Annotated in this window: 29 protein-coding genes and 1 tRNA gene; 11 read left to right on the forward strand and 19 right to left on the reverse strand. The window is 47.4% G+C overall.

What is annotated here, in order from left to right; genetic code table 11:
• From dnaG to rpsU, 3 genes are all read right to left on the reverse strand, one after another.
• Window positions 1-1812, reverse strand: a complete 1812-nt coding sequence (gene dnaG / locus R2103_RS13310) for a DNA primase (protein ID WP_317531858.1) — start codon at window positions 1810-1812, stop codon at window positions 1-3.
• A gap of 95 nt (window positions 1813-1907) precedes the next feature.
• On the reverse strand, window positions 1908-2354 hold the full coding sequence (locus tag R2103_RS13315; RefSeq protein ID WP_317531859.1) for a GatB/YqeY domain-containing protein: 447 nt from the start codon (window positions 2352-2354) through the stop codon (window positions 1908-1910).
• A gap of 86 nt (window positions 2355-2440) precedes the next feature.
• Window positions 2441-2653, reverse strand: coding sequence for a 30S ribosomal protein S21 (gene rpsU, locus R2103_RS13320; protein WP_013648785.1), 213 nt, complete (start codon window positions 2651-2653; stop codon window positions 2441-2443).
• A 257-nt stretch (window positions 2654-2910) separates the two neighbouring features.
• Here rpsU and R2103_RS13325 point away from each other — a divergent pair, with 257 nt between their 5' ends.
• Complete coding sequence (locus R2103_RS13325) at window positions 2911-3141, forward strand: sulfurtransferase TusA family protein (RefSeq protein WP_317531860.1); 231 nt, start codon at window positions 2911-2913, stop codon at window positions 3139-3141.
• A gap of 95 nt (window positions 3142-3236) precedes the next feature.
• Here R2103_RS13325 and pmbA read toward each other — a convergent pair whose 3' ends face one another.
• Entirely contained in the window at window positions 3237-4595 is a 1359-nt protein-coding gene (pmbA, locus tag R2103_RS13330) for a metalloprotease PmbA (RefSeq protein ID WP_317531861.1), read from the reverse strand.
• A gap of 48 nt (window positions 4596-4643) precedes the next feature.
• Here pmbA and yjgA point away from each other — a divergent pair, with 48 nt between their 5' ends.
• Complete coding sequence (gene yjgA / locus R2103_RS13335) at window positions 4644-5189, forward strand: ribosome biogenesis factor YjgA (RefSeq protein ID WP_317531862.1); 546 nt, start codon at window positions 4644-4646, stop codon at window positions 5187-5189.
• A 144-nt stretch (window positions 5190-5333) separates the two neighbouring features.
• On the opposite strand, the gene rsgA is transcribed toward yjgA, so the two are convergent.
• From rsgA to R2103_RS13350, 3 genes are read right to left on the reverse strand one after another with little or no spacing between them, the layout of a single operon-like run.
• On the reverse strand, window positions 5334-6251 hold the full coding sequence (gene rsgA, locus R2103_RS13340; RefSeq protein ID WP_317531863.1) for a ribosome small subunit-dependent GTPase A: 918 nt from the start codon (window positions 6249-6251) through the stop codon (window positions 5334-5336).
• Window positions 6248-6589, reverse strand: a complete 342-nt coding sequence (locus R2103_RS13345; RefSeq protein ID WP_317531864.1) for a 4a-hydroxytetrahydrobiopterin dehydratase — start codon at window positions 6587-6589, stop codon at window positions 6248-6250. Before R2103_RS13345 ends, rsgA begins: the two co-directional genes overlap by 4 nt.
• Window positions 6586-7842, reverse strand: coding sequence for a M48 family metallopeptidase (locus tag R2103_RS13350; RefSeq protein ID WP_317531865.1), 1257 nt, complete (start codon window positions 7840-7842; stop codon window positions 6586-6588). Before R2103_RS13350 ends, R2103_RS13345 begins: the two co-directional genes overlap by 4 nt.
• A 152-nt stretch (window positions 7843-7994) precedes the next feature.
• Between R2103_RS13350 and orn the strand changes: the two genes are divergently transcribed.
• On the forward strand, window positions 7995-8540 hold the full coding sequence (gene orn, locus R2103_RS13355) for an oligoribonuclease (protein ID WP_317531866.1): 546 nt from the start codon (window positions 7995-7997) through the stop codon (window positions 8538-8540).
• A 135-nt stretch (window positions 8541-8675) separates the two neighbouring features.
• Complete coding sequence (locus R2103_RS13360; protein ID WP_317531867.1) at window positions 8676-9059, forward strand: calcium-binding protein; 384 nt, start codon at window positions 8676-8678, stop codon at window positions 9057-9059.
• 117 nt (window positions 9060-9176) lie between these two features.
• Here R2103_RS13360 and R2103_RS13365 read toward each other — a convergent pair whose 3' ends face one another.
• On the reverse strand, window positions 9177-10577 hold the full coding sequence (locus R2103_RS13365; protein WP_317531868.1) for a pitrilysin family protein: 1401 nt from the start codon (window positions 10575-10577) through the stop codon (window positions 9177-9179).
• A gap of 83 nt (window positions 10578-10660) precedes the next feature.
• Here R2103_RS13365 and ftsY point away from each other — a divergent pair, with 83 nt between their 5' ends.
• The 7 genes from ftsY (at window position 10661) to R2103_RS13400 (ending at window position 16305) form a co-directional block, all read left to right on the forward strand.
• On the forward strand, window positions 10661-11710 hold the full coding sequence (gene ftsY / locus R2103_RS13370; protein ID WP_317531869.1) for a signal recognition particle-docking protein FtsY: 1050 nt from the start codon (window positions 10661-10663) through the stop codon (window positions 11708-11710).
• A 29-nt stretch (window positions 11711-11739) separates the two neighbouring features.
• A complete protein-coding gene (ftsE, locus tag R2103_RS13375; protein WP_108697829.1) occupies window positions 11740-12393 on the forward strand; it encodes a cell division ATP-binding protein FtsE in 654 nt (217 codons plus the stop codon).
• Window positions 12390-13301: a permease-like cell division protein FtsX gene (gene ftsX, locus R2103_RS13380; protein ID WP_317531870.1), complete on the forward strand. Its 912-nt coding sequence runs from the start codon at window positions 12390-12392 to the stop codon at window positions 13299-13301. The genes ftsE and ftsX overlap by 4 nt, the downstream gene beginning before the upstream one ends.
• Before the next feature lie 116 nt (window positions 13302-13417).
• On the forward strand, window positions 13418-14263 hold the full coding sequence (gene rpoH / locus R2103_RS13385; protein ID WP_317531871.1) for an RNA polymerase sigma factor RpoH: 846 nt from the start codon (window positions 13418-13420) through the stop codon (window positions 14261-14263).
• An 80-nt stretch (window positions 14264-14343) separates the two neighbouring features.
• Window positions 14344-14436 (forward strand) — tRNA-Ser (locus R2103_RS13390).
• A gap of 84 nt (window positions 14437-14520) precedes the next feature.
• Complete coding sequence (locus tag R2103_RS13395; protein ID WP_317531872.1) at window positions 14521-15519, forward strand: tyrosine-type recombinase/integrase; 999 nt, start codon at window positions 14521-14523, stop codon at window positions 15517-15519.
• A 22-nt stretch (window positions 15520-15541) separates the two neighbouring features.
• Window positions 15542-16305, forward strand: a protein-coding gene (locus R2103_RS13400) for an IS5 family transposase (RefSeq protein WP_317531873.1) whose coding sequence is annotated in 2 segments (ribosomal slippage) — window positions 15542-15857 and window positions 15857-16305 — 765 coding nt in all. Because the reading frame shifts where the segments join, the coding sequence is not laid out codon by codon here.
• 699 nt (window positions 16306-17004) lie between these two features.
• On the opposite strand, the gene R2103_RS13405 is transcribed toward R2103_RS13400, so the two are convergent.
• The 11 genes from R2103_RS13405 to R2103_RS13455 form a co-directional block, all read right to left on the reverse strand.
• Complete coding sequence (locus R2103_RS13405) at window positions 17005-17592, reverse strand: trypsin-like serine peptidase (RefSeq protein ID WP_317531874.1); 588 nt, start codon at window positions 17590-17592, stop codon at window positions 17005-17007.
• A 115-nt stretch (window positions 17593-17707) separates the two neighbouring features.
• Window positions 17708-18094: a PRC-barrel domain-containing protein gene (locus R2103_RS13410; RefSeq protein WP_317531875.1), complete on the reverse strand. Its 387-nt coding sequence runs from the start codon at window positions 18092-18094 to the stop codon at window positions 17708-17710.
• A 375-nt stretch (window positions 18095-18469) separates the two neighbouring features.
• Window positions 18470-19294: an OmpA family protein gene (locus R2103_RS13415; protein WP_317531876.1), complete on the reverse strand. Its 825-nt coding sequence runs from the start codon at window positions 19292-19294 to the stop codon at window positions 18470-18472.
• A gap of 18 nt (window positions 19295-19312) precedes the next feature.
• Window positions 19313-19708, reverse strand: a complete 396-nt coding sequence (locus R2103_RS13420) for a DUF4398 domain-containing protein (RefSeq protein ID WP_317531877.1) — start codon at window positions 19706-19708, stop codon at window positions 19313-19315.
• Window positions 19709-20042: 334 nt separating this feature from the next.
• On the reverse strand, window positions 20043-20576 hold the full coding sequence (locus R2103_RS13425) for an FxDxF family PEP-CTERM protein (protein ID WP_132428442.1): 534 nt from the start codon (window positions 20574-20576) through the stop codon (window positions 20043-20045).
• Window positions 20577-21028: 452 nt separating this feature from the next.
• Window positions 21029-21253: a glycine zipper 2TM domain-containing protein gene (locus R2103_RS13430; protein ID WP_411172634.1), complete on the reverse strand. Its 225-nt coding sequence runs from the start codon at window positions 21251-21253 to the stop codon at window positions 21029-21031.
• A gap of 61 nt (window positions 21254-21314) precedes the next feature.
• Complete coding sequence (locus R2103_RS13435; RefSeq protein WP_317531878.1) at window positions 21315-21590, reverse strand: hypothetical protein; 276 nt, start codon at window positions 21588-21590, stop codon at window positions 21315-21317.
• Window positions 21591-21674: 84 nt separating this feature from the next.
• The gene (locus R2103_RS13440; protein ID WP_317531879.1) at window positions 21675-21890 is read right to left on the reverse strand and encodes a hypothetical protein; all 216 of its coding nucleotides are present in this window, start codon (window positions 21888-21890) and stop codon (window positions 21675-21677) included.
• Between the two features lie 178 nt (window positions 21891-22068).
• Window positions 22069-22209, reverse strand: a complete 141-nt coding sequence (locus R2103_RS13445) for a lmo0937 family membrane protein (protein ID WP_108698634.1) — start codon at window positions 22207-22209, stop codon at window positions 22069-22071.
• 129 nt (window positions 22210-22338) lie between these two features.
• The gene (locus R2103_RS13450) at window positions 22339-23478 is read right to left on the reverse strand and encodes a DUF1207 domain-containing protein (protein ID WP_317531880.1); all 1140 of its coding nucleotides are present in this window, start codon (window positions 23476-23478) and stop codon (window positions 22339-22341) included.
• The gene (locus R2103_RS13455; protein ID WP_317531881.1) at window positions 23478-23969 is read right to left on the reverse strand and encodes a BON domain-containing protein; all 492 of its coding nucleotides are present in this window, start codon (window positions 23967-23969) and stop codon (window positions 23478-23480) included. The genes R2103_RS13450 and R2103_RS13455 overlap by 1 nt, the downstream gene beginning before the upstream one ends.
• Between the last annotated feature and the right edge of the window lie 125 nt (window positions 23970-24094).

Below are 24094 nucleotides of genomic sequence, written 5' to 3' on the forward strand. Positions count from 1 at the left end.
CTAATTTTGCTGCTTGATCAATTGCTGAAATTCTTGTTTCTCCGCATCGGTTAACATACTCATTGTCATAGATTTATTCTTTAATTCGGTAAAACGCTTTTTGCGGTATGCTTGCTGCAATATTTTTAATGCGCCTAAGAATTCTGCTTCTAAATCAAATCCGTCATCCCACTTTAGCGCCTCACTTTTAATACTTTCCAGCAATGTTTTGTGCGGGCTATTTTGCAAATAAGTCAGCAATGAATGTGCTGATTTATTTTTCGCTATGTGGGGGTGCTTATCAAGAAAATCAACCAATGCTTTTAATGCAACAGCTTCTTCCGTGTTTTCGTTCCATTCTGCAAGCCAGCTTTTATCCAGTTTCTCGATACAGTCTGGATTAAGCAACAACATCAGTATGAGCCAGCGTAAAGGCGAAATGATTTGTTTTGCTGGTTTATTCTCAATTGTACGCATTTTGGATGAGCGTTTGATCTGCAGCAACTCATCCAATTCCCCTTGATCAATCTCACTAAGCTCCGCTAAGCGCCTGATCAGTATCAGCGATAGAGCCGGGGCCGTGACTTGTTGCAGCAGCGGCTTTGCATCACTGATCAATTTTGCGCGGCCTTCGCTGGTTTGAAGATTGACTTCTGAGCATAACTCCTTGAATAGAAATTCCGATAACGGCAGAGTGTGTTTGAGCTGCTGTTCAAAAGATTCTTTACCAAATTGATTGATATAGCTATCCGGGTCTGCTCCCTCGGGCAAAAAAAGAAAACTCAGATATTTACCGTCGGATAGCAGCGCCAAGCTATTCTCGAGTGCGCGCCAGGCTGCTTTTCTGCCTGCTTTGTCACCATCGAAGCAGAAAATAATGTTATCCGTCTGACGCAAGAGTTTTTGTACATGAAAACTCGTCGTCGCGGTACCTAAGGCGGCTACCGCATAATCAATCCCGTGTTGCGATAGGGCGATGACATCCATATATCCCTCTACAACAATGACGCAATTCGCTTCGCGGATAGCGCGGCGCGCCGAGAACAGGTTATACAGCTCTCGTCCCTTTTCAAATAAAATCGTTTCGGGGGAGTTCAGATACTTAGGTTCTTCTTTTGCAAGTACACGACCGCCAAAGCCAATAATCTGCCCTTTCTGATTAAGGATTGGAAACATGATCCGGTCCCTGAACCGGTCATATTGCTTGGTTTCACCGTTGGTAATGACTAATCCAGCTTGCGTCAATAATTTCCGGGTTTTGTCTGAATTATAATCAGAAAAAACCGCTTCAAGGTTTTGCCAGTCTGCAGGAGCGTAGCCAATAGCAAATCGTGCCGCCGTTTTACCGGATAGGCCACGCTTTTTAAGATAGGCGATGGCTTTTTCGGAAACCTTTAGCTGCTCGCGGTAATAGCGGGTGGCGATTTGTAGTGCATTTAACAGGTCTTGCGGCGATATTTCAGCGTTGTTACGGTCATAATCGCTTGCGAAGTCCTGCTGTGAGTCATCCGAGGCAGAATGATGAGACACATTACTGCTTTGTTGCTCCGGTAATTGCATACCAGCGTAGGCCGCCAGATCTTGCACTGCTTCGACAAAGCTTAAGCCGCTATATTCAATCAAAAAACTGATCGCATTGCCATGCGCGCCGCAACCAAAGCAATGGTAAAACTGCTTGGTTTGACTGACTGTGAATGAAGGGGTCTTTTCGCTATGGAACGGACAGCAGGCAACAAAATTAGCGCCCGCTTTTTTCAGCGGGACATGACGATCAATCGCATCGACAATATCCACGCGACTGAGTAAATCATGTATAAAAGATTGCGGAATCATCTACCCGGAGCTGTCAATAACAATCAGCTTCAAGTATAAATAAATTGCAATCGTTGTGGTTTGTTTTGAGAATAATCCGCAATAGCCAATCAATATCAAGCTGATATCTTGGCTTTAATCAGTGCTGACACTTTACCCATATCAGCACGACCGGTCAGCTTCGGTTTCAGTATGGCCATAACTTTGCCCATATCCTGCATGCCGGCTGCATTCGTTTCTGAAATGGCCTCAGTGATCAACGCATCGATTTCGGAATCGCTAAATGCTTGCGGCATATAGGCACTGAGAATAGTAACTTCCTCTTTCTCAATATTGGCCAGATCCAATCGCTGCGCGGCTTCATACTGAGCAATAGAATCCTTGCGCTGCTTGAGCATTTTTTCAATAACCGCAATGACAGCCGCATCATCCAGCACTATGCGTTCATCCACTTCACGTTGCTTGATTGCAGCTTGCAGCAAGCGGATAGTATCCCGCTGTTTGGTGTTACCCATGCGCATCGCTGCTTTCATATCTTCCGTGATTTTCTGTTTTAAGCTCATGATAAATAGATGCAATTAATCGATTATCAACTCATCATTTTGGAAAAACGCTACCGGAAGAAAAACCGGTATTAATATATAACGATTTAATAAAGCTTAGGTGGCAACAACTGGCTGCGTAAGCGCTTGTAATTCCGCTTCACAGCTGCTGCTAGTTTGCGTTTGCGTTCTGCGGTCGGTTTTTCATAAAATTCGCGAGCGCGCAATTCGGTCAGTATTCCTGTTTTCTCGATTGAACGCTTAAAGCGGCGCATAGCAACTTCAAATGGTTCGTTTTCCTTAACTTTAATTGTCGTCATAAATTGGCAAAATCCTCGATAACTTTGATTGAATAACAAGATAAAACAAAAGGCCGGGATTATAACACCAAGCGATTTATTCTAAAAGAATTAGTTGTAAAAACCAGCTTGACTGTAACCAAGAAAACCTTAAATCAACCATACGACACGTCATCGCAGCCCTTGGTGCTAAGATAAAATACCGGATAAGCTACCTCCGGTCTTTGAATTCGCCCACGCAGGCAGTATAGTAATGCGCCCAATAATATGACTAAGAAATGCAGAAAGCAGATAAAGAGTTAGATGCGCGTGGCTTGAATTGCCCGCTGCCCATTCTACGCACCAAGCAATCGCTGGCTGGGATGGTCAGCGGGCAAATATTGAGAATCGTTGCAACAGATCCGGGTTCCGTGATCGATTTTCAGGTTTTTGCCGAACAAACCGGAAATGAATTGTTATCGTTGTCTGAGGTAGACCAGGAGTTCATTTTTTTGCTGCAAAAGCGATAAGCGGGGAAATCCGGTTAAACTTCCGATCAACGGGCCGCACCCGTCAATTTATCTATCGCTCGCTCAATACACCGCAATACCTTCATGCAGCGTTTTCAACCTCCGGCTACCGTCATGCGGTTGATCAATACCGAGCCGCACTGTTTCGATCCGCGCACTATGACATCATTACCAATGGCTGCGATGTTCCGGAACATCTCTTTCAAATTGCCGGCGATGGTAATTTCTTCGACCGGATAACTGATGGCACCGTTTTCGACCCAGAACCCGGAAGCGCCGCGTGAATAATCTCCGGTAACTGCATTGATGCCATGCCCGAGCAGTTCGGTGACTAACAAGCCGTTGCCCATCTGCTTTAGCATCGCGTCAAAGCCCATTGCCGTGCCGTTCTGCATGATCAGATTATGCGTGCCACCAGCGTTTCCGGTGGTGCGCATACCAAGTTTGCGCGCGGAGTAACTGCCCAGGAAATAACCCTGCACAGTGCCGTTTTCCACGATGTTACGATCGACGGTCGCGACGCCATCGTCGTCGAACGGACCGCTCGCCAGGCCTTTGTGCAGATGAGGGCGCTCCAGAATCTGGATATCCGGCGCGAAAACCTGCTGGCCGATGCTATCCAGCAGAAAGGAAGATTTTCGGTATAGATTGCTGCCGCTCACCGCCGAAGCGAAATGCCCGATTAAGCCGGAAGCAATCGGCGCTTCAAACAATACCGGTACTTCGCAGGTGTCGATCTTTCTCGCACCTAAACGCGCTGCGCTGCGCTTGCCCGTTTTTTCACCGATGCTTTGCACCGTCTCCAGATCGGCGGCGTCACGCGCCACACTGTACCAGTAATCACGTTGTTTGCTGTCGCCTTGCTCTGCGATCATGGCGCAACTGATGCTGTGGCGCGATAGCGGATAACCGCCCATGAATCCCAGACTGTTGGCATAGATAAATTGCGATTCACTGACGGAAATGGTCGCACCTTCGGAATTAGTAATGCGCTTGTCCGCAGCGTACGCGGCTTGTTCGCAGCTTCTCGCCAGTTCGATGGCTTCTTCAACGCTGATTTGCCACGGGTAATACAAATTTAAACTTGGGTAGTTTTTAGCCAGCAATTCCGCTTCCGCCAATCCGGCACAATCGTCGTCCGCGGTGTAACGCGCGATCGATAACGCGGCGGCAACCGTGTCGCTGATCGCCTGCGAGGAAAAATCAGAGGTGCTGGCGTGGCCGCGCTTCTGTCCGATATAAACCGTCACGGACAAGCCTTTATCACGATTGTATTCAATCGTTTCCACGGCATCCTGACGCACCGTGACGGTTTGTCCAAAACCATCGGAAACATTCGTCTCGCAAGCGCTGGCGCCGCCTTTTTGAGCATGTTGCAAAATATCGCGGGCGATTTGTTGCAGTGTGCTGATAGGATAGGAAAATCGGGTATCGGAAACGGGTAAATTATTCATGTCGTACAATAAAGATGAAAATATAAGCGGATTTCAAACGAGGAGGCTATGATAACAGCTTATTCACACCGCATTACACAGGTTACCGTGCAAAAAGAACCGGAATACGACGACAACGAAGAAAGCGCGCCGAGTAAAACGAAGCGCAAAAAAGACATGCATGCCTTGCAGGAAATCGGTGAGCAACTGGTGGAACTGGATCCGAAAAAACTGACAGAGTTTGATTTGCCGGAAACTTTAATCGACGCCATCAGCCAGGCCCGGCCCATGCAAAAACATGGCGCACGGCGGCGTCAGATGCAATACATTGGACGCCTGATGCGCGAAATCGATGCGCTGCCGGTTAAGGAAAAGCTCGATTCCTGGCAGCAAACATCCACACACCAAACCGCCCGCCTGCACCAGCTTGAACGCTGGCGCGAACGGCTGCTGAACGATGACAACGCGCTTACCGAATTTGCACAGAAATATCCGCAAGCCGACTTGCAGCGTCTAAGACTGCTGATCCGCAATGCGCAAAAAGAGAAGGCAGCAGAAAAACCACCCAAGAGTTTCCGGCTGCTGTTTCAGGAATTGCAGGAGATTGTTGAATAATAGTGCTGCTCCACTACTGGATTTTTACGAGCAATCCTGCCAGATCGGATTGCCGGTAAAATGACTCATGCCCGGCAGGGCTGACACCATAAGACATTGAAGAGACGTTACATTTGAATACTTTTTCAGATTCATCTCACATCGTTAAATATTTGCACTAAACTCATCGCGTCGCAATAGTTTCTGATAAAAAGCTAAACGCTTAGGATGAATTTTCCCTTGTTGTACTGCCAATAACACAGCACAGCCCGGTTCCCGGGTATGGTGGCAATTATTGAATTTGCATCGCCCGATATAAGAATGAAACTCCATGAAGCCCCACGCCAGATTTTCTTCTTTGATATGATTCAGGCCGAATTCCTGGAAACCGGGCGAATCGATGATGGCGCTATCGTCATCGAGACGATAAAGCTGCGAATGGGTGGTGGTGTGGGTGCCGGAATCGAGCGCTAATGAGATTTCCGCAGTAGCGCGCTTGGCTTCGGGTATCAATGCGTTGAGCAATGTGGATTTGCCCATGCCGGATTGCCCGGCCAAAACACTGAGGTGACCTGACAAATAAGGCCGAAGCGCGGAAATATCCTGTGTTGCGCTTAATTGCAATACGGCATAGCCAAGATTTTGATACAACGAGAGCGTTTCCATCGCCGTTTGGGCCGGTTCGATCAGGTCAGCTTTATTCAGTACGATCAATACCTTGATATTCTCGCTTTCTGCCGCAACCAGACAGCGATTGATCAGCTCCTCGCTGAAACTGGGAGTAGCCGCGACTACAATGATGATTTGCGTGACGTTGGCGGCGATGATTTTTTCCTTAAACGCGTCGCTCCGGTAAAGCAATGAAGTGCGTTGCTGTACGGTTTCAATCACGCCCTGACCTACGGTAGTCAACTGATATTCCACAAGGTCGCCGCAAGTAATCCCGCCTTTTTTGCCGCGCATGACACAAGAGATGGTTTCTCCCGCTGCCGTTTCAACCGAATAGTGTCTGCCGAATGCGGCAACCACTTGTCCGGTTAAACGCTTCGTTTGTGGCTTGTTTTTTCCGGAGCGGGCGCTCAAATTGAGAACAACTTATCGACTTTCGCCGCGCAGATAAAATCATTCTCGGATAAACCGCCGATCGCATGCGTGGTATACGTAACCACGCATTGATTGTAGCCCACCAGCATATCGGGATGATGATCTTCGCGATGCGAAATCCATGCTACCGCATTCACAAATGCCATGGTTTGGTAGTAATTCTTGAACGCGTAGGCTTTGCTGATCTGTTTGTCTTGCAATTGCCACCCTTGAACCTGCTGCAAAAAGGCGGAAACTTCCGCGCCCGGCAGCGGCGGTACGCCGCCTTCGCAAGGTTTGCATTGCTTGGAAGTTAAATCGCATACGCTATTATTCATGCTTGCCCCTGACTTTGTAAGTGCGCCACACGAATGGCCGCGGGCGGGTGTGAATCATAAAATGCGGAATGCAGCGGATCCGGCGTGAGTGTAGCCGCATTATCCTGATACAGTTTGACCAGTGCGTGAATCAGATCATCCGCCGAAGCATTTTGCGCGGCATAGGCATCCGCTTCAAACTCATGTTTACGTGAGTAAATACTCGATATTGGATGCAACAGGAAAGTAAACACTGGCATCACCAGGAAAAACAGCAACAACGCCATCGCAGTTGACGGCACGGCTGCAACCGTCACACCTAGCCCCTCATAAAACCAGCTTTGCCCCATCAGAAAACCCAGTATCCAGAGAAACGCCAGACTCATCGCGAAAGAAATTACGATACGTTTGATCACGTGACGGTGTTTGAAATGCCCCAATTCATGCGCTAAAACCGCTTCAATCTCACTTGGATTCAGACGCGCCAGCAAAGTATCGAAAAAGACAATGCGCTTGGTTTTACCGAAGCCGGTGAAATACGCGTTGCCGTGATTGCTGCGGCGCGAGCCGTCCATGACAAACAAACCGCTGGCTTTGAAACCGCATTTGCTCATCAATTGCTCGATGCGCGTTTTCAGCGTGGCATCTTCCAGCGGTGTGAATTTATTAAACAGCGGCGCGATCCATGTCGGAAAAATCGCCAGCACGAACAAATTAAAAGCGATCCAGGCAAACCAGGCGTACAACCACCAGCTTTCGCCCATTTTCTCCATCAACCACAATACGCAAAATAACAAAGGCGCGCCCAGCAATAAACCCAATACGGATTGTTTAATAAGATCGGTAAAGAACATTCCCGGCGTCATTTTATTGAAACCGTATTGCTCTTCGATCACAAAAGTGCGGTAATAACTCAACGGAATGTCAGCGGCGCTCATGATGAAGAATGTGGTGATAATCAATGCCATGCCGTGCGCCACGGGATCGCTTAACCAGCCCGCCCAGAATTCACTCAAGGCATTCAAGCCGCCACCCAGGGTAAATGCTAGCAGCAGCGCAACTTGCAGCAATATGCCCGGATAGCCCGCGCGCGTTTTGGCGCAGGTGTAATCCGCAGCCTTTTGGTGATCGCTTAAACTGATCTGACTGGCAAACTCTTCCGGCACCTTGTCCCTATGCGTGCGTACATGACCGGTATGTCTTGCTGCCAGCCAGATTTGAGTCAGCGTTGTCAGTAATAATGCGAAAAGAAAAACTAAAGTAAATGTTTGCATAGTAGTTTGTTTTAAGCGCTAAAGTTTGAATTCATTCAATATTCAATGATCACTGCCAAATAAGCCGGGCATTCCCAATCTGTTTAAAAGTGACGGACTGATGGCGATATGACACAATTAAACGCATTGCATTCAAAAAAATCGAAACAATTATGGCACAAGATAACAATAACCTCATCTGGGTCGATATGGAAATGACCGGGCTCAATCCGGATACCGATCGTATCATTGAAGTCGCTCTGGTGATTACCGATTCACAACTGAATACTGTCGCCGAAGGCCCGGTTCTGGTCGTACACCAGCCGGATGAAGTGCTGAACAGCATGGATAAATGGAATCAATCGACACATTCCAAATCCGGCCTGATCGGCAAGGTGAAAGCATCGCGCCTCAACGAAGCGGAAGTGGAAGCGCAACTGATCGAATTCCTGAAACTGCATGTACCCTCCGGCGCATCACCAATGTGCGGCAATTCGATCTGCCAGGACCGGCGCTTCATGGTACGTTCAATGCCGCAATTGGAAGCTTATTTTCACTACCGTAATCTGGATGTCAGCACGCTCAAAGAACTCGCCAAACGCTGGAAACCGCAAATTGCGTCAGGCTTCTCCAAAGACAGCAAGCACGAAGCGCTATCGGATATTTACGATTCCATCAACGAATTGAAGTATTACCGCGAGCATTTTATCGTCGCCTGACCTCACGCTCTCCGCGGCATCACATAACATAATATTGAAATGGTTTTCCGAACTTTACTGGGGGAACCGTTTCTAAAAAACCGAAAGAAAATTTTGCTCTTTCATTCATTGACTATCTCATTTAGGAGAAACAAGATGCGCCACAAAAGAAATTTGGTTTCTATCGCCGCTGCAACTGTTTTTTTACTCGCAGGCACTGCAACCACGGTATTCGCCGCTGATGCCACGCAAGGCAGCAGCCACCAGCATCAAAGCGGGCAAGCCGCAGGCCATAGTCATGGCGATGCAAAGTCCGGTGATGCGCACGGCCATCAGTGTGAACACATGGGGCCAGTGGATTCGAATAAAGACAGCAAAATCAGCAAGGAAGAGTTTATGAAACACCATGAAGCCATGTTTGACAAAAAAGATGCCAACAAAGACGGCTTTATCGATCAATCGGAAATGCACCGCATGATGGATCACATGCATAAACAGGGGAATACGGAGCAATCCAAAGACAGCGCTCATAGTCATTGAGCCGGAAACAAACAACGCTTAAAAGCTAATCAATATTCCTCAGTGCTTCACTCTGACAGCCGCTCAAGTTTTCAGCAGTTCAATGCGACTGTCAGTGTTTCGATGGATGTAACTCACTTAATGCCTTAAACCGCCGGGTACTTTCGCAGGCGCTCTTCTTTCCAGCGGTTGCGGATCCAAGACTGCCACGGTTAGGCTATCGTCATTAAAATACTTTTTCGCCACGTCGCGGACTTGCGCAGCCGTAACCGCTTTCAGCTTTTCCAGAATGACATCGATATCGCGGTAGGACAATCCGGTGCTTTCCAACCGCCCCAGTTGCATGGCTTGGGAAAAGATAGAGTCACGCTGATACACATGACCGGCGACAACTTGCGCCTTCACGCGCGCCAATTCATCTTCAGTGACGCCATCTTTGGTGATTTTCTCGATTTCTTTGCGCAAAGCCTGTTCCAGCTCGGCAACTGTTTTACCGGCACGCGGCACCGCGCTCAGAAAGAAAATGCTTGGACCGCGCGCCATCGCGCTATAGCCCGCATTAGCCGAATTGGCAATCTGGCTTTCACGCACCAAATTTTTATTCAGCCTGGCCGATGCATGGCCATCCAGGACACCTTCCAGTATTTCCAGCGCATACGGCTCCCAGTCTTCCATAACATTTTTAATCGTCGGCGCGTGATACCCCATCATCAGATAAGGCAGTTCCGCCGGCGCCTTGACGATGATGCGCTTGGTGCCTGTTTGCGGCGGCTCGGTTTGCGGCTTGCGGGCATTGAGCGGCAATAAGGGATGCTTAGGGATAGTGCCATAGTTTTTTTGCACCAGCCGGAATACTTCATTGGCATCGACATCACCGACCACAATCAATATCGCATTATTAGGCGCATACCAACGGTCGTACCATTCGCGCGCATCTTCCACACGCATATTTTCCAGATCGTTCATCCAGCCGATAATCGGGTTTTTGTATGGATGCGCTTGATAAGCAACCGACATCATTTTTTCATACAGCAATGAACGGGCCTGGTCTTCCGTACGCAACCGGCGCTCCTCCATCACCACTTTAATTTCTTTGGAAAACTCTTCCTCGGTCAGAATCAAATTGCGCATCCGGTCCGCTTCCAGCTCCATCGCCATAGGCAAGTGATTCTTATGCAATTGCTGGTAATAGGCAGTGTAATCGTAACTGGTAAAGGCATTCTCCCGGCCGCCCGCAGCGGCGATCTTCTTTGAAAAATCGCCATTCGGCACTTTCTCTGTTCCTTTGAACATCATATGTTCCAGCACATGCGCTACACCGGTGACGCCGTTTACTTCATCGATACTACCCGCTTTGTACCAGACTTGCGTGACCACCACCGGTGAGCGATGATCCTGTTTAACAATCAATCTCAGGCCATTATCGAGTAAAAATTCATGCGGATTGGCAGCTGCTGTGGATGAAATCAGCAGGATCGCGATGCATAACCCGGAAAAAGAAAAAAAGCGATGTACAGTAAAACAATAATCAGGTTTCATTTTTACCAACCAAAATGTGAGTAAACAGAATAAAATTAGGCTTTGAGAATTTCCAATGTCTATCAGTAGAAGAGCCTACCAGAATGTTTAGTTTTTTTAAATCCAAAAAAAATCCCGCAGACTCCGCTGAAACACCGGTCTCACCCGATACCGATGTTCAAACTGAAGCTGAAGCTGAAGCCGAGTCCAAGCCGGAAGAATCGATAAGCTTCGCCGCCAAACTTAAGCAAGGGTTAGCGCGCACCCGGCAGAATCTGGGCAAACAGCTATCGGGTTTATTCGGTGGCGGCAAAATTGATGAGGCGCTTTACGAGGAACTGGAAACTATTTTATTAACCTCCGATATTGGCGTCAGCGCAACGCAGCAGTTATTGGAAAATCTGCGCAAACAAGTCAAGCGCGATGCCCTGACAGACTCGGCACAACTCAAAGAAGCACTGAAAGAATCGCTCATTGCCATGCTGGAACCACTGGCACAACCGCTGGATACTACCACACATAAACCTTTCGTCATCATGATCACCGGCGTCAACGGCGTAGGCAAGACCACATCAATTGGCAAACTGGCCAAATATTTCCAAATTCAGGGAAAATCGGTATTGCTGGCTGCCGGCGATACTTTCCGCGCAGCTGCGCGCGAGCAATTGATTGCTTGGGGGGAACGCAACAATGTCACCGTGATTGCGCCGGACAGCGATCCGGATAAAAAAGGCGATCCGGCGGCGGTGATTTTCGACGCGGTCAATTCCGCCAAAGCGCGCGGCATCGATATCGTGCTGGCGGATACCGCCGGACGGTTAACCACGCAATTGCATTTGATGGAGGAGATCAAAAAAGTCAAACGCGTCGTCGCCAAAGCGATGCCGGATGCGCCGCACGAAGTATTGCTGGTACTCGATGCCAATACCGGACAAAATGCCATCACGCAAGTCAAGGCGTTTGACGAAGCGCTCAATGTCACCGGTCTGATTCTGACCAAATTGGACGGCACCGCCAAAGGCGGCGTGGTCGCGGCAATTGCCGGGCAGTACCCAGAAAATCCACCAGCATTGCGTTTTATCGGCGTCGGCGAAGGCGTGGACGATTTAAGACCGTTTGACGCCCGGCAGTTTGTTGATGCACTGTTTGATTAAACGCTACGGATAGCATAAGGCACAGGCCGATGATCACTTTCAAAAATGTCTCGAAACGTTATCCCGACGGGTATGTGGCGCTGAATAACGTTGATCTCACGGTGGAACCCGGTGAAATGGTATTCCTGACCGGCCACTCAGGCGCGGGGAAAAGCACGTTATTAAAACTCATCGCCGCCATAGAACGGCCAACATCCGGCACCATCACGATCAGCGGGCAGAATATCGCCCAGCTTAAACCGGCCGCCATTCCCTATATGCGCCGCAAAATCGGTTTTATTTTCCAGGATCACAAGCTGCTGTTTGACCGCAGCGTTTTTGACAATGTCCTGCTGCCGCTGCAAATCAGCAATTTTGATAACAATACCGTAGCTGCACGGGTTCGCGCCGCTTTGGATAAGGTTGGTTTGCTCAAAAAAGAAAAAGCCATGCCTATCGCATTATCCGGCGGAGAAAGACAGCGTTTATGCATCGCGCGCGCCGTGGTCCATCGTCCGGCAATTCTCATTGCCGATGAACCCACTGGCAATCTGGATGTTGAATACGCCCGGGATATCATGACCATGTTCACTTCATTTAACCAAGTGGGCGTCACTGTGCTGATTGCAACGCACGATGCTTCACTGCTGGAAGATACGCAACATCGCATTTTGTCACTCAAACAAGGGAAACTGGCGGCATGATACGCGCATGGCTGACGCAACACGGGTTTGTGTTCTTTCTGACGCTCAAACGGCTGATTTCAACACCGGTTACCAGCTTGCTCAGCATTATTGTGATGGGCATTGCCCTCAGTCTCCCGGCCGGCATTTACGTGCTCATGCAAAACCTGCAAGCCATCTCTGGGCAAACTGCGGATTCCCCGCAAATGAGTTTGTTTCTTAAGCTTGATATGACACAGGATAGCATTGAGAAAGTAAATCAGCGCTTGGAAGAAAATCCGCAAATCCAGACTGTCCAGTTTATCCCCAAAGACGTCGCGCTCCAGCAGTTACAACAAAGTACCGGACTCACGGATATCACTCCCACCCTGATGCGCAATCCGCTTCCGGATGCTTTTGTAATTCACACCCAGGAAAGCAATACCGAGGCATTGGAGCAATTGCGCACGGTCATGCAAAGCTGGCCGGAAATCGAACACGTGCAATTTGATTCCGCTTGGATCGAGCGACTGAATGCCTTACTCGATCTCGCCCGTTTTGCCGTGCTGATGCTGGCAACGCTATTGAGCATTGCGATTATCGCAATCATGTTCAACACCATCCGCCTGCAAATTCTGACCAAACGCGATGAAATTGAAATATCCAAACTCATCGGTGCAACCGACAGTTTCATCCAGCGTCCTTTTCTCTATTTCGGCGCGATTCAGGGGTTGGCGGGAGGCGCTACCGCATGGCTCATCATGGCGCTGGCCATCCGCGCGCTCAATGAAGAGCTCATCACCCTTGCGCAACTTTATCGCATTGATTTGCAGCTACAACATCTTTCCTCAGTTGATAGCGTCAGCTTGCTATTGTTTTCCGCTTGGTTAGGGTGGTTAGGCGCCCGCATCTCCGTTGCAAGCCATCTCTGGCAAATCGAACCCAAATAAACCGGGCGTCAAGCACGAACTTTCCAAAAATTTGGCACTCTCATTACGGGAGTGCTAGAATATATTCAATTGAAAACTGAAGAGTAAGCACAATCCATCATCAGGAGATTATTACAATGACGAATGCTTTAACACTGCCCTCAATGGGTGGAAGTATAGAAAGTTATATTCAGTCTGTTAATTCTTTCCCTATCCTTTCCCAAGAGGAAGAAACCAGTCTGGCCCGGCGCTTGTGGAATCAGGGCGATCTCGAAGCTGCGCAACAACTGATTCTGTCGCACTTGCGTTTTGTAGTTGCCATCGCGCGCGGTTACAAAGGCTATGGTCTTCCGCAAGCCGACTTGATTCAGGAAGGTAATATCGGACTGATGAAAGCGGTTAAACGCTTCGACCCTGAACGCGGCGTGCGTTTGGTATCGTTTGCCGTTCACTGGATAAAAGCGGAAATTCACGAATTCATCATGCGCAATTGGCGCTTGGTTAAAATAGCCACCACCAAACAGCAACGTAAACTGTTTTTCAACTTGCGCAGCATGAAGCAAGGATTGGATACAATGAACCCGCAAGAAGTGGATGCAATGGCTACGCAGTTGGGGGTTAAATCCGAAGAAGTGGTGGAAATGGAAAAGCGTTTTAATGGTTCAGATATTTCACTGGAACCCATTTCAGATGAAGAAGACGATGCTTTCAGCCCGATCAGTTATTTAACCGACGGCGAAGAACCCTCACAGATTCTGGAAAATGAGCAAATCACGAATTTACGCGAAAAAGGCCTGCAACAATCGCTCGCGTCTCTGGACGATCGCAGCCGCCATATCATTGAAGCCCGCTGGTTAAGGGAAAAAGATACCGCGACACTGCATGATCTCGCTGCGGAATTAGGCGTATCCGCAGAACGCGTCCGTCAAATTGAAGCCAAAGCACTGCAAAAAATGCGTGGCGCATTGGCAACAACAGCATAACGCGAATATGTAAATTTACCCCATTTCAAATACCGGTTTGATCTCAACCAGCTCAAACCGGTGTATCATTGCCACCCCAAGGAGAGGTACCGAAGCGGTCATAACGGCGCTGACTCGAAATCAGATGGTCAAGGTAACTTGGCACATGGGTTCGAATCCCATCCTCTCCGCCAACCATTGATCCAAAGAAATCCAAAGCAGTATAAATAAGCTAATAAGTCAATAGATTCACTCTGAAGTTTGTCCAGAGGAATCTCGTGGAATATAATGCCATCCAACTTTTTGGGAAAGACGGATGGCAAGACGAGATGGCAAAGGAAGTTAAAAGACTAAAATCAGTACAAATCAATTCACTCCCACCTGGCACACACTCGGACGGTGATAACCTGCTTTTACGAGTACGAGATTCCGGTTCTCGCAGCTGGGTATTCCGATATAAGCAAAATGGCCGGGCCATTGAACTTGGATTAGGCTCAACAACGGATAGAACACTGGCCGAAGCTCGTGAAATCGCCGGTCATATGCGGCGTGCAATTGCAAATGGCCAATCCCCTAAAGAAGTATTGCGTGTAGAAAAGCCAAGTAAGACTTTCGCTGACTATGCACTCGAATGCATAGAACATAAAAAGACCGGATGGCGGAACAGCAAGCACGAGAGCCAATGGAGAAACACGCTAATGCAATATGCGTTTCCATTCATTGGCAATAAATCCATCACGGATATTGGCGGAGATGATATTAAAGCTGCGCTTAATCCAATTTGGAAAGACAAGACGGAAACTGCCTCAAGGGTAAGACAGCGGATAGAAGTTGTACTGGATTACGCTTTTCTTCATGAAAATATAGATAAGAGTAACCCCGCTCGATGGAAAGGTTGTTTAGACCACATTTTTCCAGCACCGAAGAAAGTAACTCCTGTCGTTCATTTTAATGCGATTCCCTATGACAAATTGATTGATGTCATGAAAGCATTGCGTGCAAAAGAAGAAAATAGTAGGAGCGCTTATTGCGTTCGATGGATAGCTCTGACCGCTTGCAGAAGTTCAGAGGCGCGTGGCATCACTTGGAATGAAATCGATAAGACCGCAAAAACATGGACAATCCCAGCCAACCGAATGAAATCGGGTCGAATACACCGTGTGCCGCTAGGCCGTGAGTGCCTGGAAATAGTGACTTTGTTAGAAAAATACAAATCAGCGAATGATGATCATGTGTTTGGTCGAAAACTCAGCGATGTAGCAATTAGGGCCTGTTAACGCTATTTGATATAATTTGGTGATGGAAATCACCGAAACTCAGTATCAACAGATCGAGCACTGCCTGCCGCGTCAGCGTGGCAACGTCAGCCATTCCAATCTGCAAGTTCTCAATGCCATTCTTTACGTTGCCGAGCATAGCTGCAAGTGGCGAGGACTGCCCAAGCGATTCGGCAACTGGCATACCATCTATACCCGCATGAATCGCTGGGCAAAGAGTGGTGTACTGAGCCATGTATTTGGGCAACTTCAGCATCAGCAAATCATCCGTATCCGTATTGAAACTGTTTCGCTGGACAGCACCAGCATCAAAGTCCATCCCGACGGTACGGGTGCGTTAAAAAAAACGACCCCCAATCCATCGGAAAATCTCGAGGTGGATGGACCACCAAAATTCATCTGGTTGCCGCAGATTCCAGAACAACCATAGGCTTTGCCCTCTCGCCCGGTCACGCCCACGATGCGCCAGAGGGCAGGCAGCTTTTGCTTTCCCTCGGTCCCGTCAATACGCCCACCTACCTGCTGATGGATCGTGCTTATGAGGGCGACCAAACCCGGCAACTGGCACTAGATTTGGGTTACATCCCGGTTGTTCCGCCCAAAGCAAATCGCTTGTCACCCTGGGAATACAACCGTGCCATGTACAAAAAACGCAACGAGATCGAACGATTGTTCAGAAGGCTCAAGGGATTTCGCCGCATCTTCTCCAGGTTCGATAAGCTCGATGTCGTCTTCATCTCCTTTATCCACTTCGCTCTCATCGTCGAAGCAATCAGATTGTGTTAACAGGCCCTAGTAAAATGCTCAAAAGCGTTTCTTACCCTGGAGCTACCGTACATGGTTTACGAAGCTCATTTCGTGATTGGTGTGGCGACAAAACCAATTTTCCACGGGAAGTTTGCGAAGCAGCATTAGCTCATGTGATCGAGAACCAAACAGAAGCTGCTTACCGGAGGAGTGATTTATTCGAAAAGCGACGTAAATTAATGGCGAGGTGGGGAGACTATATTAGTGATCACTGCAAATTATAGGAGGCCCGGCCCCAAGCCGCCGAGTTTTAGAAGATGGATAATTGCGGTAGTATCAGGAGTTCTGTGTGCTGAGGTTGGGTAAAGATCTTAAATCATTACAGTTAATTACCTCCAATGATTTCTGCCTCAACTCTGGAAACGGATTGGAACACCACCGGTAATACCGATGGTGTTTATTCATTAACAGTTGCCAGCTCTACGTGCACAAGCTACATCAAGAATGCCTGTTTTTATGTTATTGGTAAACTAGCCATCTAAGATGCTGGAACCCAAAGAGCGTACAGCCGTATCACTTGGTCCATAAGAAACCACGCCTACTAGCGCGTTCATAAAACCAGACACAGATTGACCACTCGCAATATCCCCGAAATTTTCCAAGAATGGACCGCCCGAGCTTCCTCCGGTCATATCCGCACCGAATTCGACCGTGTTGATTGAAGTTGGCCTTATAAGACTAAGAATCCACACGGTGCAACCAACTGGCGCGATCGAATGCCGCTGGATAACCGAAAATTGTTACATGATTGGGACTCAGAGCATTTAATAGATATCCATAATAACCTGTAATATTGCCGAGTTTTTGGCCAAGAAAATTATCTTGCATCTCAATTAACGCGAAATCTCCTGAATTGGGGACTTTACCTCCACCATTCACCCAATTATTAGTCGTTATGGCATAAGCCCAATACCATTGTTCGTAGGGAGCGCTCCCATTATGAAATGCGGGAATGAATTTAAAATTCGTAAACCATTTCTTGTTGACTGCATCATAAACACAATGACCAGCCGTGAGAATAAGGCGGGGCTTAATTACAGACGCTGTACACGTGTATTGATTTCCTACTGAGTCGCTAAAAAACAGTTTTCCTGTTGCAATAAATGGCCAAGAATTTTGTACCGTAGGAGCAGGACTAACTCTAGAGCTTGTAAAATAAGCACCGGCTGTACCAAAGGAATAAGGTGTAATATGTGAAGAATTAAATGGGAAAGACGAAAGGAAAGACTTGTTCGATATATTAATAGAATTAATTTTATTAATCATAGTCTTGAATTACATAATCGCCAGACGCCTTATCCAACACAAATTCATTAAATATCAACAACTTAGTTAAAGTACTGACCGTTTTCAGGCATGAATAATCATGTTTCTGATAGGATTACTTCATTGCCGCATAGTAAGAGTGCATTTGATTATCCCAGGATTTGTCTGCCATATCCGGCCAGTGGTTCTTATCAAACCCCGGCGCATTTTTGAGGCGATCCTTATCCACATTCAGCACAAAGTGTTTTTTGCCTGAATCAAACTTCAATCGGTACCAAGGCACCGCAAACAGCTTGCTGCCTATTCCCAAGATACCACCAAAAGACAGCACCGCATAACACACATTACCGGAGGCTGTATCCAGCATGATTTCTTTAATGTTACCCAGTTTTTCACCACCCTCGTTGCAAACAACATTGCCAACGAGTCTTTCCGAACCTGTCAAACGAGTTTCAGATGCTTTATTATCAGTACCATGCGTATTGCGATCTGCGTCATTCATATAAACTCCTGTCAAAAACACTATGGATATAGGATTTTCCAATCCTACCGGTGACCATCGGAATCCGATGATTGAAGGTACAAGAAAATTACCACACCTCGTTGTAAATAATACAAGCCAAACCACATGCGGTCGGTTCGCTAGCGAACTTACGCTACATCAAACGCCAAATACAACGGAAACAAGGCACCCCGCCGGAATCAGCGGAGCATTGATGTGCCGGTTCTCAATTAACTTCCTCTCCGTTGGGTAGAAGTTAATTGAGAACCGGCAGTTAAACTGATCAAACCGAATTCTTAATTGCTACAGCTAATTTGCTTAGAACCGGCAATGAAGCCTACGCAATATCCTTTCACATTCCTGTGGATATTGCTTTCAGCGCGAGGTGATATTGCCATTGTCATCGGAAAGAACGATTTCCACGCGCCGGTTCAATTGGCGGCTACCTGCGGAATCGTTGCTGGCAACCGGATAAGCCTTACCATAACCACGAGAAACGATACGGTCGCCGCTGATCCCGCTATCGATCAAAGCCACTCGCACAGCATTAGCGCGCCGTTCGGAGAGCTCCTGATTGTAGCTGTCGCTGCCAATGCTGTCGGTATGGCCTTCGATCAACACTTTGCGCTGGGAATATTGCCTGAGAAAATTAGCCAGCTTCTGCACGGTGCGCATTCCGCCCGGTTCCAGTTGAGACTGATTGGTACGAAACAATACATCGCCTAATGTGATGACCAGACCGCGCTCCGTTTTTATGGCATTGAGTTCTTTGAGCTGCATTTCCTGTTCGGCAATAAGCGCCTGATCGAATGCCACCTGCCGTTTGGATTCGTCCGCCTCGGCTGTTCTCGCGTCCAGGAGGATTTTGTCACGCTTTCCGCCGGCGTTAGTAACAGCTAATTCAGCCACTTTTCCCCTGGCGGTTTCCTGTGCGATAGCGACTTGTTGATTGGCCATATAGGCCAGATGATTGACTGCGGTATCGTTTTCCCTGTTGTTTAAAGCAGTGTCCGCTTTTTCCAGAAAGCTGCTGGCTTCTTTCAATTCAAGTGCTGCCATATTGGTGATTTGGGGATTGGTTTGTGCATTGTTGTAATTGCGATGCGCTTCAGTCAGCGATGCATTCTGCGGTACCGAGCTACAACCGGAAGCAGCAGCGGCAGCTATCAGAATCATAGAGAAATACCAGTTTCTTTTCATGATAAATTCCTTTCAGGATTATTGGGTTTGACGATCTATTTCTTTGCGCAGCACGCGGCTATCTTCCTGCAAAGCATCGGCTGCTTTCTGAGCCTTGGATGAACGCGCCATCGTTCCAGCCAGCTTGGCATCAATCTGAGCTTGCTCGGCTAGTTGCCGTGCCAGTTCATAATTTCTCTCCGTCATCGCGCGCTCGGCCGCATCCATTTTTTCCATCGCAGACTTGAGCTGTACCGGTGCAAATTCATTGCTGCCAGCACTCAGGGCATTATTCACCGCGGCTTTTGAAACCGCCATTTGTTCAGTCGGTGCCGGAATGCTTGCGCAACCTGCGATAAAGATGGCGGAGATTACTGCCACACCGGCTGTGAGCATCATTTGATGCGATTTTGTGTAATAAGAGTTCTTCATCATCCTTTATCCATTGAATTAAATTTTGAACACAATTGTTGCAATGAATATTTATCACCCTTGTAACAATTGACTATTGATTGATAACTGGATCCAGATGAACCTAGCTTGGAAATCAACCGGCTCTAAGATCATCGGAAGCCATTAGATGCTCTTATCTAAGCAAAACACAGTTCGCTAGCGCACATAAGTACCACGGCGAAGAATTGGAGGTGACAAAACGAATCAATCAGTGACCCGTATCAGTTATTACAAATACAAAACCCCGCTCAAGGAGCAGGGTTTCGATGCGATACCCGATCTAGAATTATTTTCTAATGCTAGAAAAATCCTTTATTTATGCAGCATAAACCGGCGAAAACTTAGTTTCTCTGCGAAATAACGAAAAACCGACTAATCCTAGACCGACAAACAACATGGCGTAGGTTTCGGGTTCAGGAACTGGCGAAATCTGGAAATTCCCAGAATAAGAACCGCTGTTATTCGGCCCGATAATATGACCCTCGACCAGCAGTTGATAGTTATCAGCAGCACTCAGCGGGCCGAAAGAAAAAACCGAAGTAGAACCGGCTATGCCTGAAGCTACCAGTGTAGCCGTAGAAGCATCAACCAATGCAAAGCTATCGATAAAGACATTAAAACCTAACAGATTAAAACCGCTGGTTACACTGGCTCCACCGCTCAACGCATCGAACGGTAACGTCACTGGATGAACGTCGCTGAAAGTTGAGGTTACTACATCATCGTTACCGAAAATCGCATTCCATGAAGGCGAAAATACCGGTGGTGTCAGCGCAGCACTGGCTGTTCCAATACCTAATCCGAATGATAGCGCTATGACAGCAGTCAGTACTTGTAAATTTTTTTTCATAATAATTACCTTTAAAGTCAATGCATTTCTTAAAGAATTTTTAAAAAATGGCAATCATAGTTTGGATTAGGAGATATTGATTTTGGTTAACTACGTTAACTAAAACGGCAACTTCACTTACATACCTTTTCATCAAACACAATTAATTACATTTTCATACTAGTCCTTCTTGATGACTCACTCGGTGCGGTATAACACTTAAGATTAAAATAAACTCAGATTTTCCATTCGTATCTATCCGGAATGAGAAACATGAGCTGGTTAATTTAACTGTGAAGCGAAACAAGCGGAATCTAGCTGACTTACTGAAGAATCGTGAAGAATATTCCAGCGCGTATTTGGACTCATTCCGGATCCGGAACAACAGTGAATTTCTAGCTGTTGCCCAGGTATTCCAGCATTGAGTCCGGATTTACATCGTTCGTAGAATCATTTTAATATTTAAACGGATACTACTTTTTATTCCGCTTATCACCGACCTCATGGCCTACGACGCCACCGACCGCCGCACCGCCGACCGTCCCGAGAGCACTGCCCCCCGTAAGGATGGCGCCGCCGACAGCACCGGCACCCGCACCGATCGCCGTGTTTCTATCCTGTGCCGACATTCCTGCGCAGCCTATTAAACCGGCTATCACTGTTAGGGTCACAGCACTGGCTGTAATTGTTCGCATCATTTTCATTGCAGCACCTTATCGTCGAATATCGAGATATAGGGAATTCCTATACGCATCAAACTTATTTGTTACCTTTGACAGCGGCACTGAGTGTGTTCCAGGCGCTTTCCGCACCGCTCTTCATATGTTCCCAGGCCTCCTCGCTCGCTTCGCTCAGCTCTTTCAGCTTGGACTTCGTGGCGCCAATCTTCTGTTCCAGTTCTTCGATTTGATTTTCATATTCGATACGGACATCGGCTGCGGAATTCTTCGCCTCAGCTTTCAATTCTGCCAATTTAGCCTGCGCCAACTCGACTTCGGCTTCTATTTTTTGTTTGTATGCTTCTTTTGTGCTCATAATATTTCTCCAATGTGAATAGATCCGGAATTGTTTTCAGACTTTCCGGTGAGTCCGGTCAAAAATGACCCAATAGAACAAAAGCTAATTAGTAGCATCTTTAATTGTTTCTTTTATTTCTTTGCCAGTACTTTTCAATTTATCACCGGCATCTTCGGCAGCATCGCGCACCTTCTCGCCGGGGCGCTGATCCAGAATGTCATCGACGTTATCCTTGACTGCTGAGGAATTCGCATTATTTTGGTCACAAGCGGATAGCGTTATGAGTGCGGCAATGATGAGGGGATAGCATGGTTTCATTTGTATTGCTCCATTTTAAGTTTTGCTAAGTTCTATACTGACTTGGCATTTTCTGTTGCACGTTCTTAACTTTCTAAGACTTTTACAGTTTAATGACACTATTGAATACCATCTGTACGGTGTCGCACATAATGAGAAAGAAACCTGATTCCAGCGTTTGCAGTTTATCCGGTAACGGCTACCGGCCCTGAATGACGCGAAGCAGGATGACTATCAGCGCAATCACTAAAAGAATGTGAATAAGCCCTCCGAGGGTGTACGAGGAAACCAAACCCAGTAGCCACAAGATGATCAAGATGAGTGCGATTGATTCAAGCATTTTTACTTCTCCTTGATAGTTCACTATTTGATGATATTTTTACGGCGAATCCTGCGGATAATGCGCTACCGTCCCGGCACATTGCGGCGCAGCTCTCAGGAAAACCCAGATTCACTATGCCATTCTGCGCTAGAAGTGATAGTGGGCTCCGACTCCGATATATTCCACTTTGTTTTTAAAAAACTGCCCGCTCGAAGAGTGTCCGTCAAAGTACTCGACCAGTAACTGAAGTTTCCTGCCAAGCACTTGCAAATTCTCAAACTCAATCCCGGCTCTGGCCGATATATCCGTACCCCAGTTATTTTCTTGAAAATTTTTGAAGTCAGCCGCCAGGATTGGCCGCACGGGGGCAGATCCGATGCGCCATGGGCTGCGAAACTCAGCGCCGTATTGCACCATCCATACTTTGAGTGCAGAAGGTTCTTTATGAAACAGCCCGCCTCCGCCGCCATACAAGCGCACACCATAAGGAAACTCATAAGACAACCTCAGATCCACGCCTTCATAGCTGAGATTAACGCGCTCAAATGCAGAGCCTTCTTTGCGCAGCAGAAATTCGTCACCCAAATGTGAACTTTGATGATAAATGCGGCCAAAGGCTGAAAATTGTTTTGCCCGGAAACTTGAATATACCGATGCAATAAAATCGGAGTTCACCAGATCCGAAGATGGCGCACCCAGATTGAAGTCACTGAAGACGCCACCTTGCAGTCCGACTTCCCACTGTGCGACAGACTCCCCTAAATTCCTGCGGTAAATCGGTATCGTTTCACCGAAGCTCACGGAAGCGATATTTCTGCCATCAAAATTATCGTTCTGGAAATTGCGGTAAGCGGCCGAGAAATGCGCCCAGCGGGGATCCGCTAATAACGGCTTGAATAGATGGCCAGCGGGTAAGAGTCCGGTGGGTAACAATGCAGGATTGGCGGCTACGGCCGCCGGTTTCCCGGAAAATTGCTTGACCGGCTGCGAAGAAGCATTAGCCGCCGGTGGCTGGTACGTGACTTCCGCAATCCTGACCGCATTCACGCCTGGAATCTCCGACAACACCCGCACCACGTTTGCTCGATCAACATTGCCTAAACTACCCGCAGGCAAAGTTATGGTGCCATCCTGTACGGTCAATGATGGAATATCCAGCATCAATGTATGCTTTAACACGGCGGCCGCATAACCGGCAATGTAAGTATCATCCGGTATTGCAGCATGCACTGCCTGCGCTGCTAGCAGCATGACTGCCAATGCTGCGGCAGATCGCAGATAAACCATTATTCTTTACTCGATGCATTCACATCCAGAATCAGATCATTCTGCACCGATCTCACATGTTCCTGGTTTGTTGCCACTTCGATCGCCTTGTCGATACTTTGCTGGGAATCAAGTGTACCGCTCAGGTGCACGAGGCCATTTTCGGTCGTCACTTTAATTTGAAATGCCTTGAGCAAAGAGTCGCTAAGAAGGGCTTTTTTTACATGCATCGTGATCACTGAATCATCAATGTATTGATCGGTTGTTTCAGATTTATCGCTGATCGACTTTTTTGCGTCATCGAGTTTCTTTTCTGCTTGCTCTGCTGTTTTCTCAATTTTCTTTTCAGCGTTTTCAATCGAACGATCCAGTTTTTTCCCTGCCGTCTCAGCAGGCCCTTCCTTTTGGCAACCCGCCAAACCCATAACAATGGCTAAACCAGTAATCGTAAGTAAAAGGGCTTTTTTTGATTTTGCTACTGTATTTTGTTCGTTTTCAATTTTCATTTTCATCGTTCTTCCTTAAATTTTTCTTTAAATCAGCAACACGTGACATTCATATTCAGAAAAGCGTCATAGGGATGAGCGTCTCTCCATTCTGATGGAACGCTATGCACCATGAAACCTATTTTCTGTTT

Origin of the sequence: Nitrosomonas sp. Is24, from assembly GCF_033063335.1 — a bacterium.
GTDB lineage: Bacteria > Pseudomonadota > Gammaproteobacteria > Burkholderiales > Nitrosomonadaceae > Nitrosomonas.

Coding starts and splice junctions, on each gene's coding strand:
- ftsX (WP_317531870.1), top strand. CDS start 12,390: ATGATACGCGCATGGCTGACGCAACACGGGTTTGTGTTCTTTCTGACG.
- R2103_RS13315 (WP_317531859.1), bottom strand. CDS start 2,354: ATGAGCTTAAAACAGAAAATCACGGAAGATATGAAAGCAGCGATGCGC.
- R2103_RS13350 (WP_317531865.1), bottom strand. CDS start 7,842: ATGCAAACATTTACTTTAGTTTTTCTTTTCGCATTATTACTGACAACG.
- ftsE (WP_108697829.1), top strand. CDS start 11,740: ATGATCACTTTCAAAAATGTCTCGAAACGTTATCCCGACGGGTATGTG.
- orn (WP_317531866.1), top strand. CDS start 7,995: ATGGCACAAGATAACAATAACCTCATCTGGGTCGATATGGAAATGACC.
- R2103_RS13405 (WP_317531874.1), bottom strand. CDS start 17,592: ATGATTAATAAAATTAATTCTATTAATATATCGAACAAGTCTTTCCTT.
- R2103_RS13415 (WP_317531876.1), bottom strand. CDS start 19,294: ATGAAAAGAAACTGGTATTTCTCTATGATTCTGATAGCTGCCGCTGCT.
- R2103_RS13430 (WP_411172634.1), bottom strand. CDS start 21,253: ATGATGCGAACAATTACAGCCAGTGCTGTGACCCTAACAGTGATAGCC.
- R2103_RS13435 (WP_317531878.1), bottom strand. CDS start 21,590: ATGAGCACAAAAGAAGCATACAAACAAAAAATAGAAGCCGAAGTCGAG.
- rpsU (WP_013648785.1), bottom strand. CDS start 2,653: ATGACGACAATTAAAGTTAAGGAAAACGAACCATTTGAAGTTGCTATG.
- R2103_RS13325 (WP_317531860.1), top strand. CDS start 2,911: ATGCAGAAAGCAGATAAAGAGTTAGATGCGCGTGGCTTGAATTGCCCG.
- rpoH (WP_317531871.1), top strand. CDS start 13,418: ATGACGAATGCTTTAACACTGCCCTCAATGGGTGGAAGTATAGAAAGT.
- R2103_RS13440 (WP_317531879.1), bottom strand. CDS start 21,890: ATGAAACCATGCTATCCCCTCATCATTGCCGCACTCATAACGCTATCC.
- yjgA (WP_317531862.1), top strand. CDS start 4,644: ATGATAACAGCTTATTCACACCGCATTACACAGGTTACCGTGCAAAAA.
- R2103_RS13360 (WP_317531867.1), top strand. CDS start 8,676: ATGCGCCACAAAAGAAATTTGGTTTCTATCGCCGCTGCAACTGTTTTT.
- dnaG (WP_317531858.1), bottom strand. CDS start 1,812: ATGATTCCGCAATCTTTTATACATGATTTACTCAGTCGCGTGGATATT.
- R2103_RS13445 (WP_108698634.1), bottom strand. CDS start 22,209: ATGCTTGAATCAATCGCACTCATCTTGATCATCTTGTGGCTACTGGGT.
- pmbA (WP_317531861.1), bottom strand. CDS start 4,595: ATGAATAATTTACCCGTTTCCGATACCCGATTTTCCTATCCTATCAGC.
- R2103_RS13410 (WP_317531875.1), bottom strand. CDS start 18,094: ATGAATGACGCAGATCGCAATACGCATGGTACTGATAATAAAGCATCT.
- R2103_RS13345 (WP_317531864.1), bottom strand. CDS start 6,589: ATGAATAATAGCGTATGCGATTTAACTTCCAAGCAATGCAAACCTTGC.
- ftsY (WP_317531869.1), top strand. CDS start 10,661: ATGTTTAGTTTTTTTAAATCCAAAAAAAATCCCGCAGACTCCGCTGAA.
- R2103_RS13450 (WP_317531880.1), bottom strand. CDS start 23,478: ATGGTTTATCTGCGATCTGCCGCAGCATTGGCAGTCATGCTGCTAGCA.
- R2103_RS13425 (WP_132428442.1), bottom strand. CDS start 20,576: ATGAAAAAAAATTTACAAGTACTGACTGCTGTCATAGCGCTATCATTC.
- R2103_RS13455 (WP_317531881.1), bottom strand. CDS start 23,969: ATGAAAATGAAAATTGAAAACGAACAAAATACAGTAGCAAAATCAAAA.
- R2103_RS13420 (WP_317531877.1), bottom strand. CDS start 19,708: ATGATGAAGAACTCTTATTACACAAAATCGCATCAAATGATGCTCACA.
- R2103_RS13365 (WP_317531868.1), bottom strand. CDS start 10,577: ATGAAACCTGATTATTGTTTTACTGTACATCGCTTTTTTTCTTTTTCC.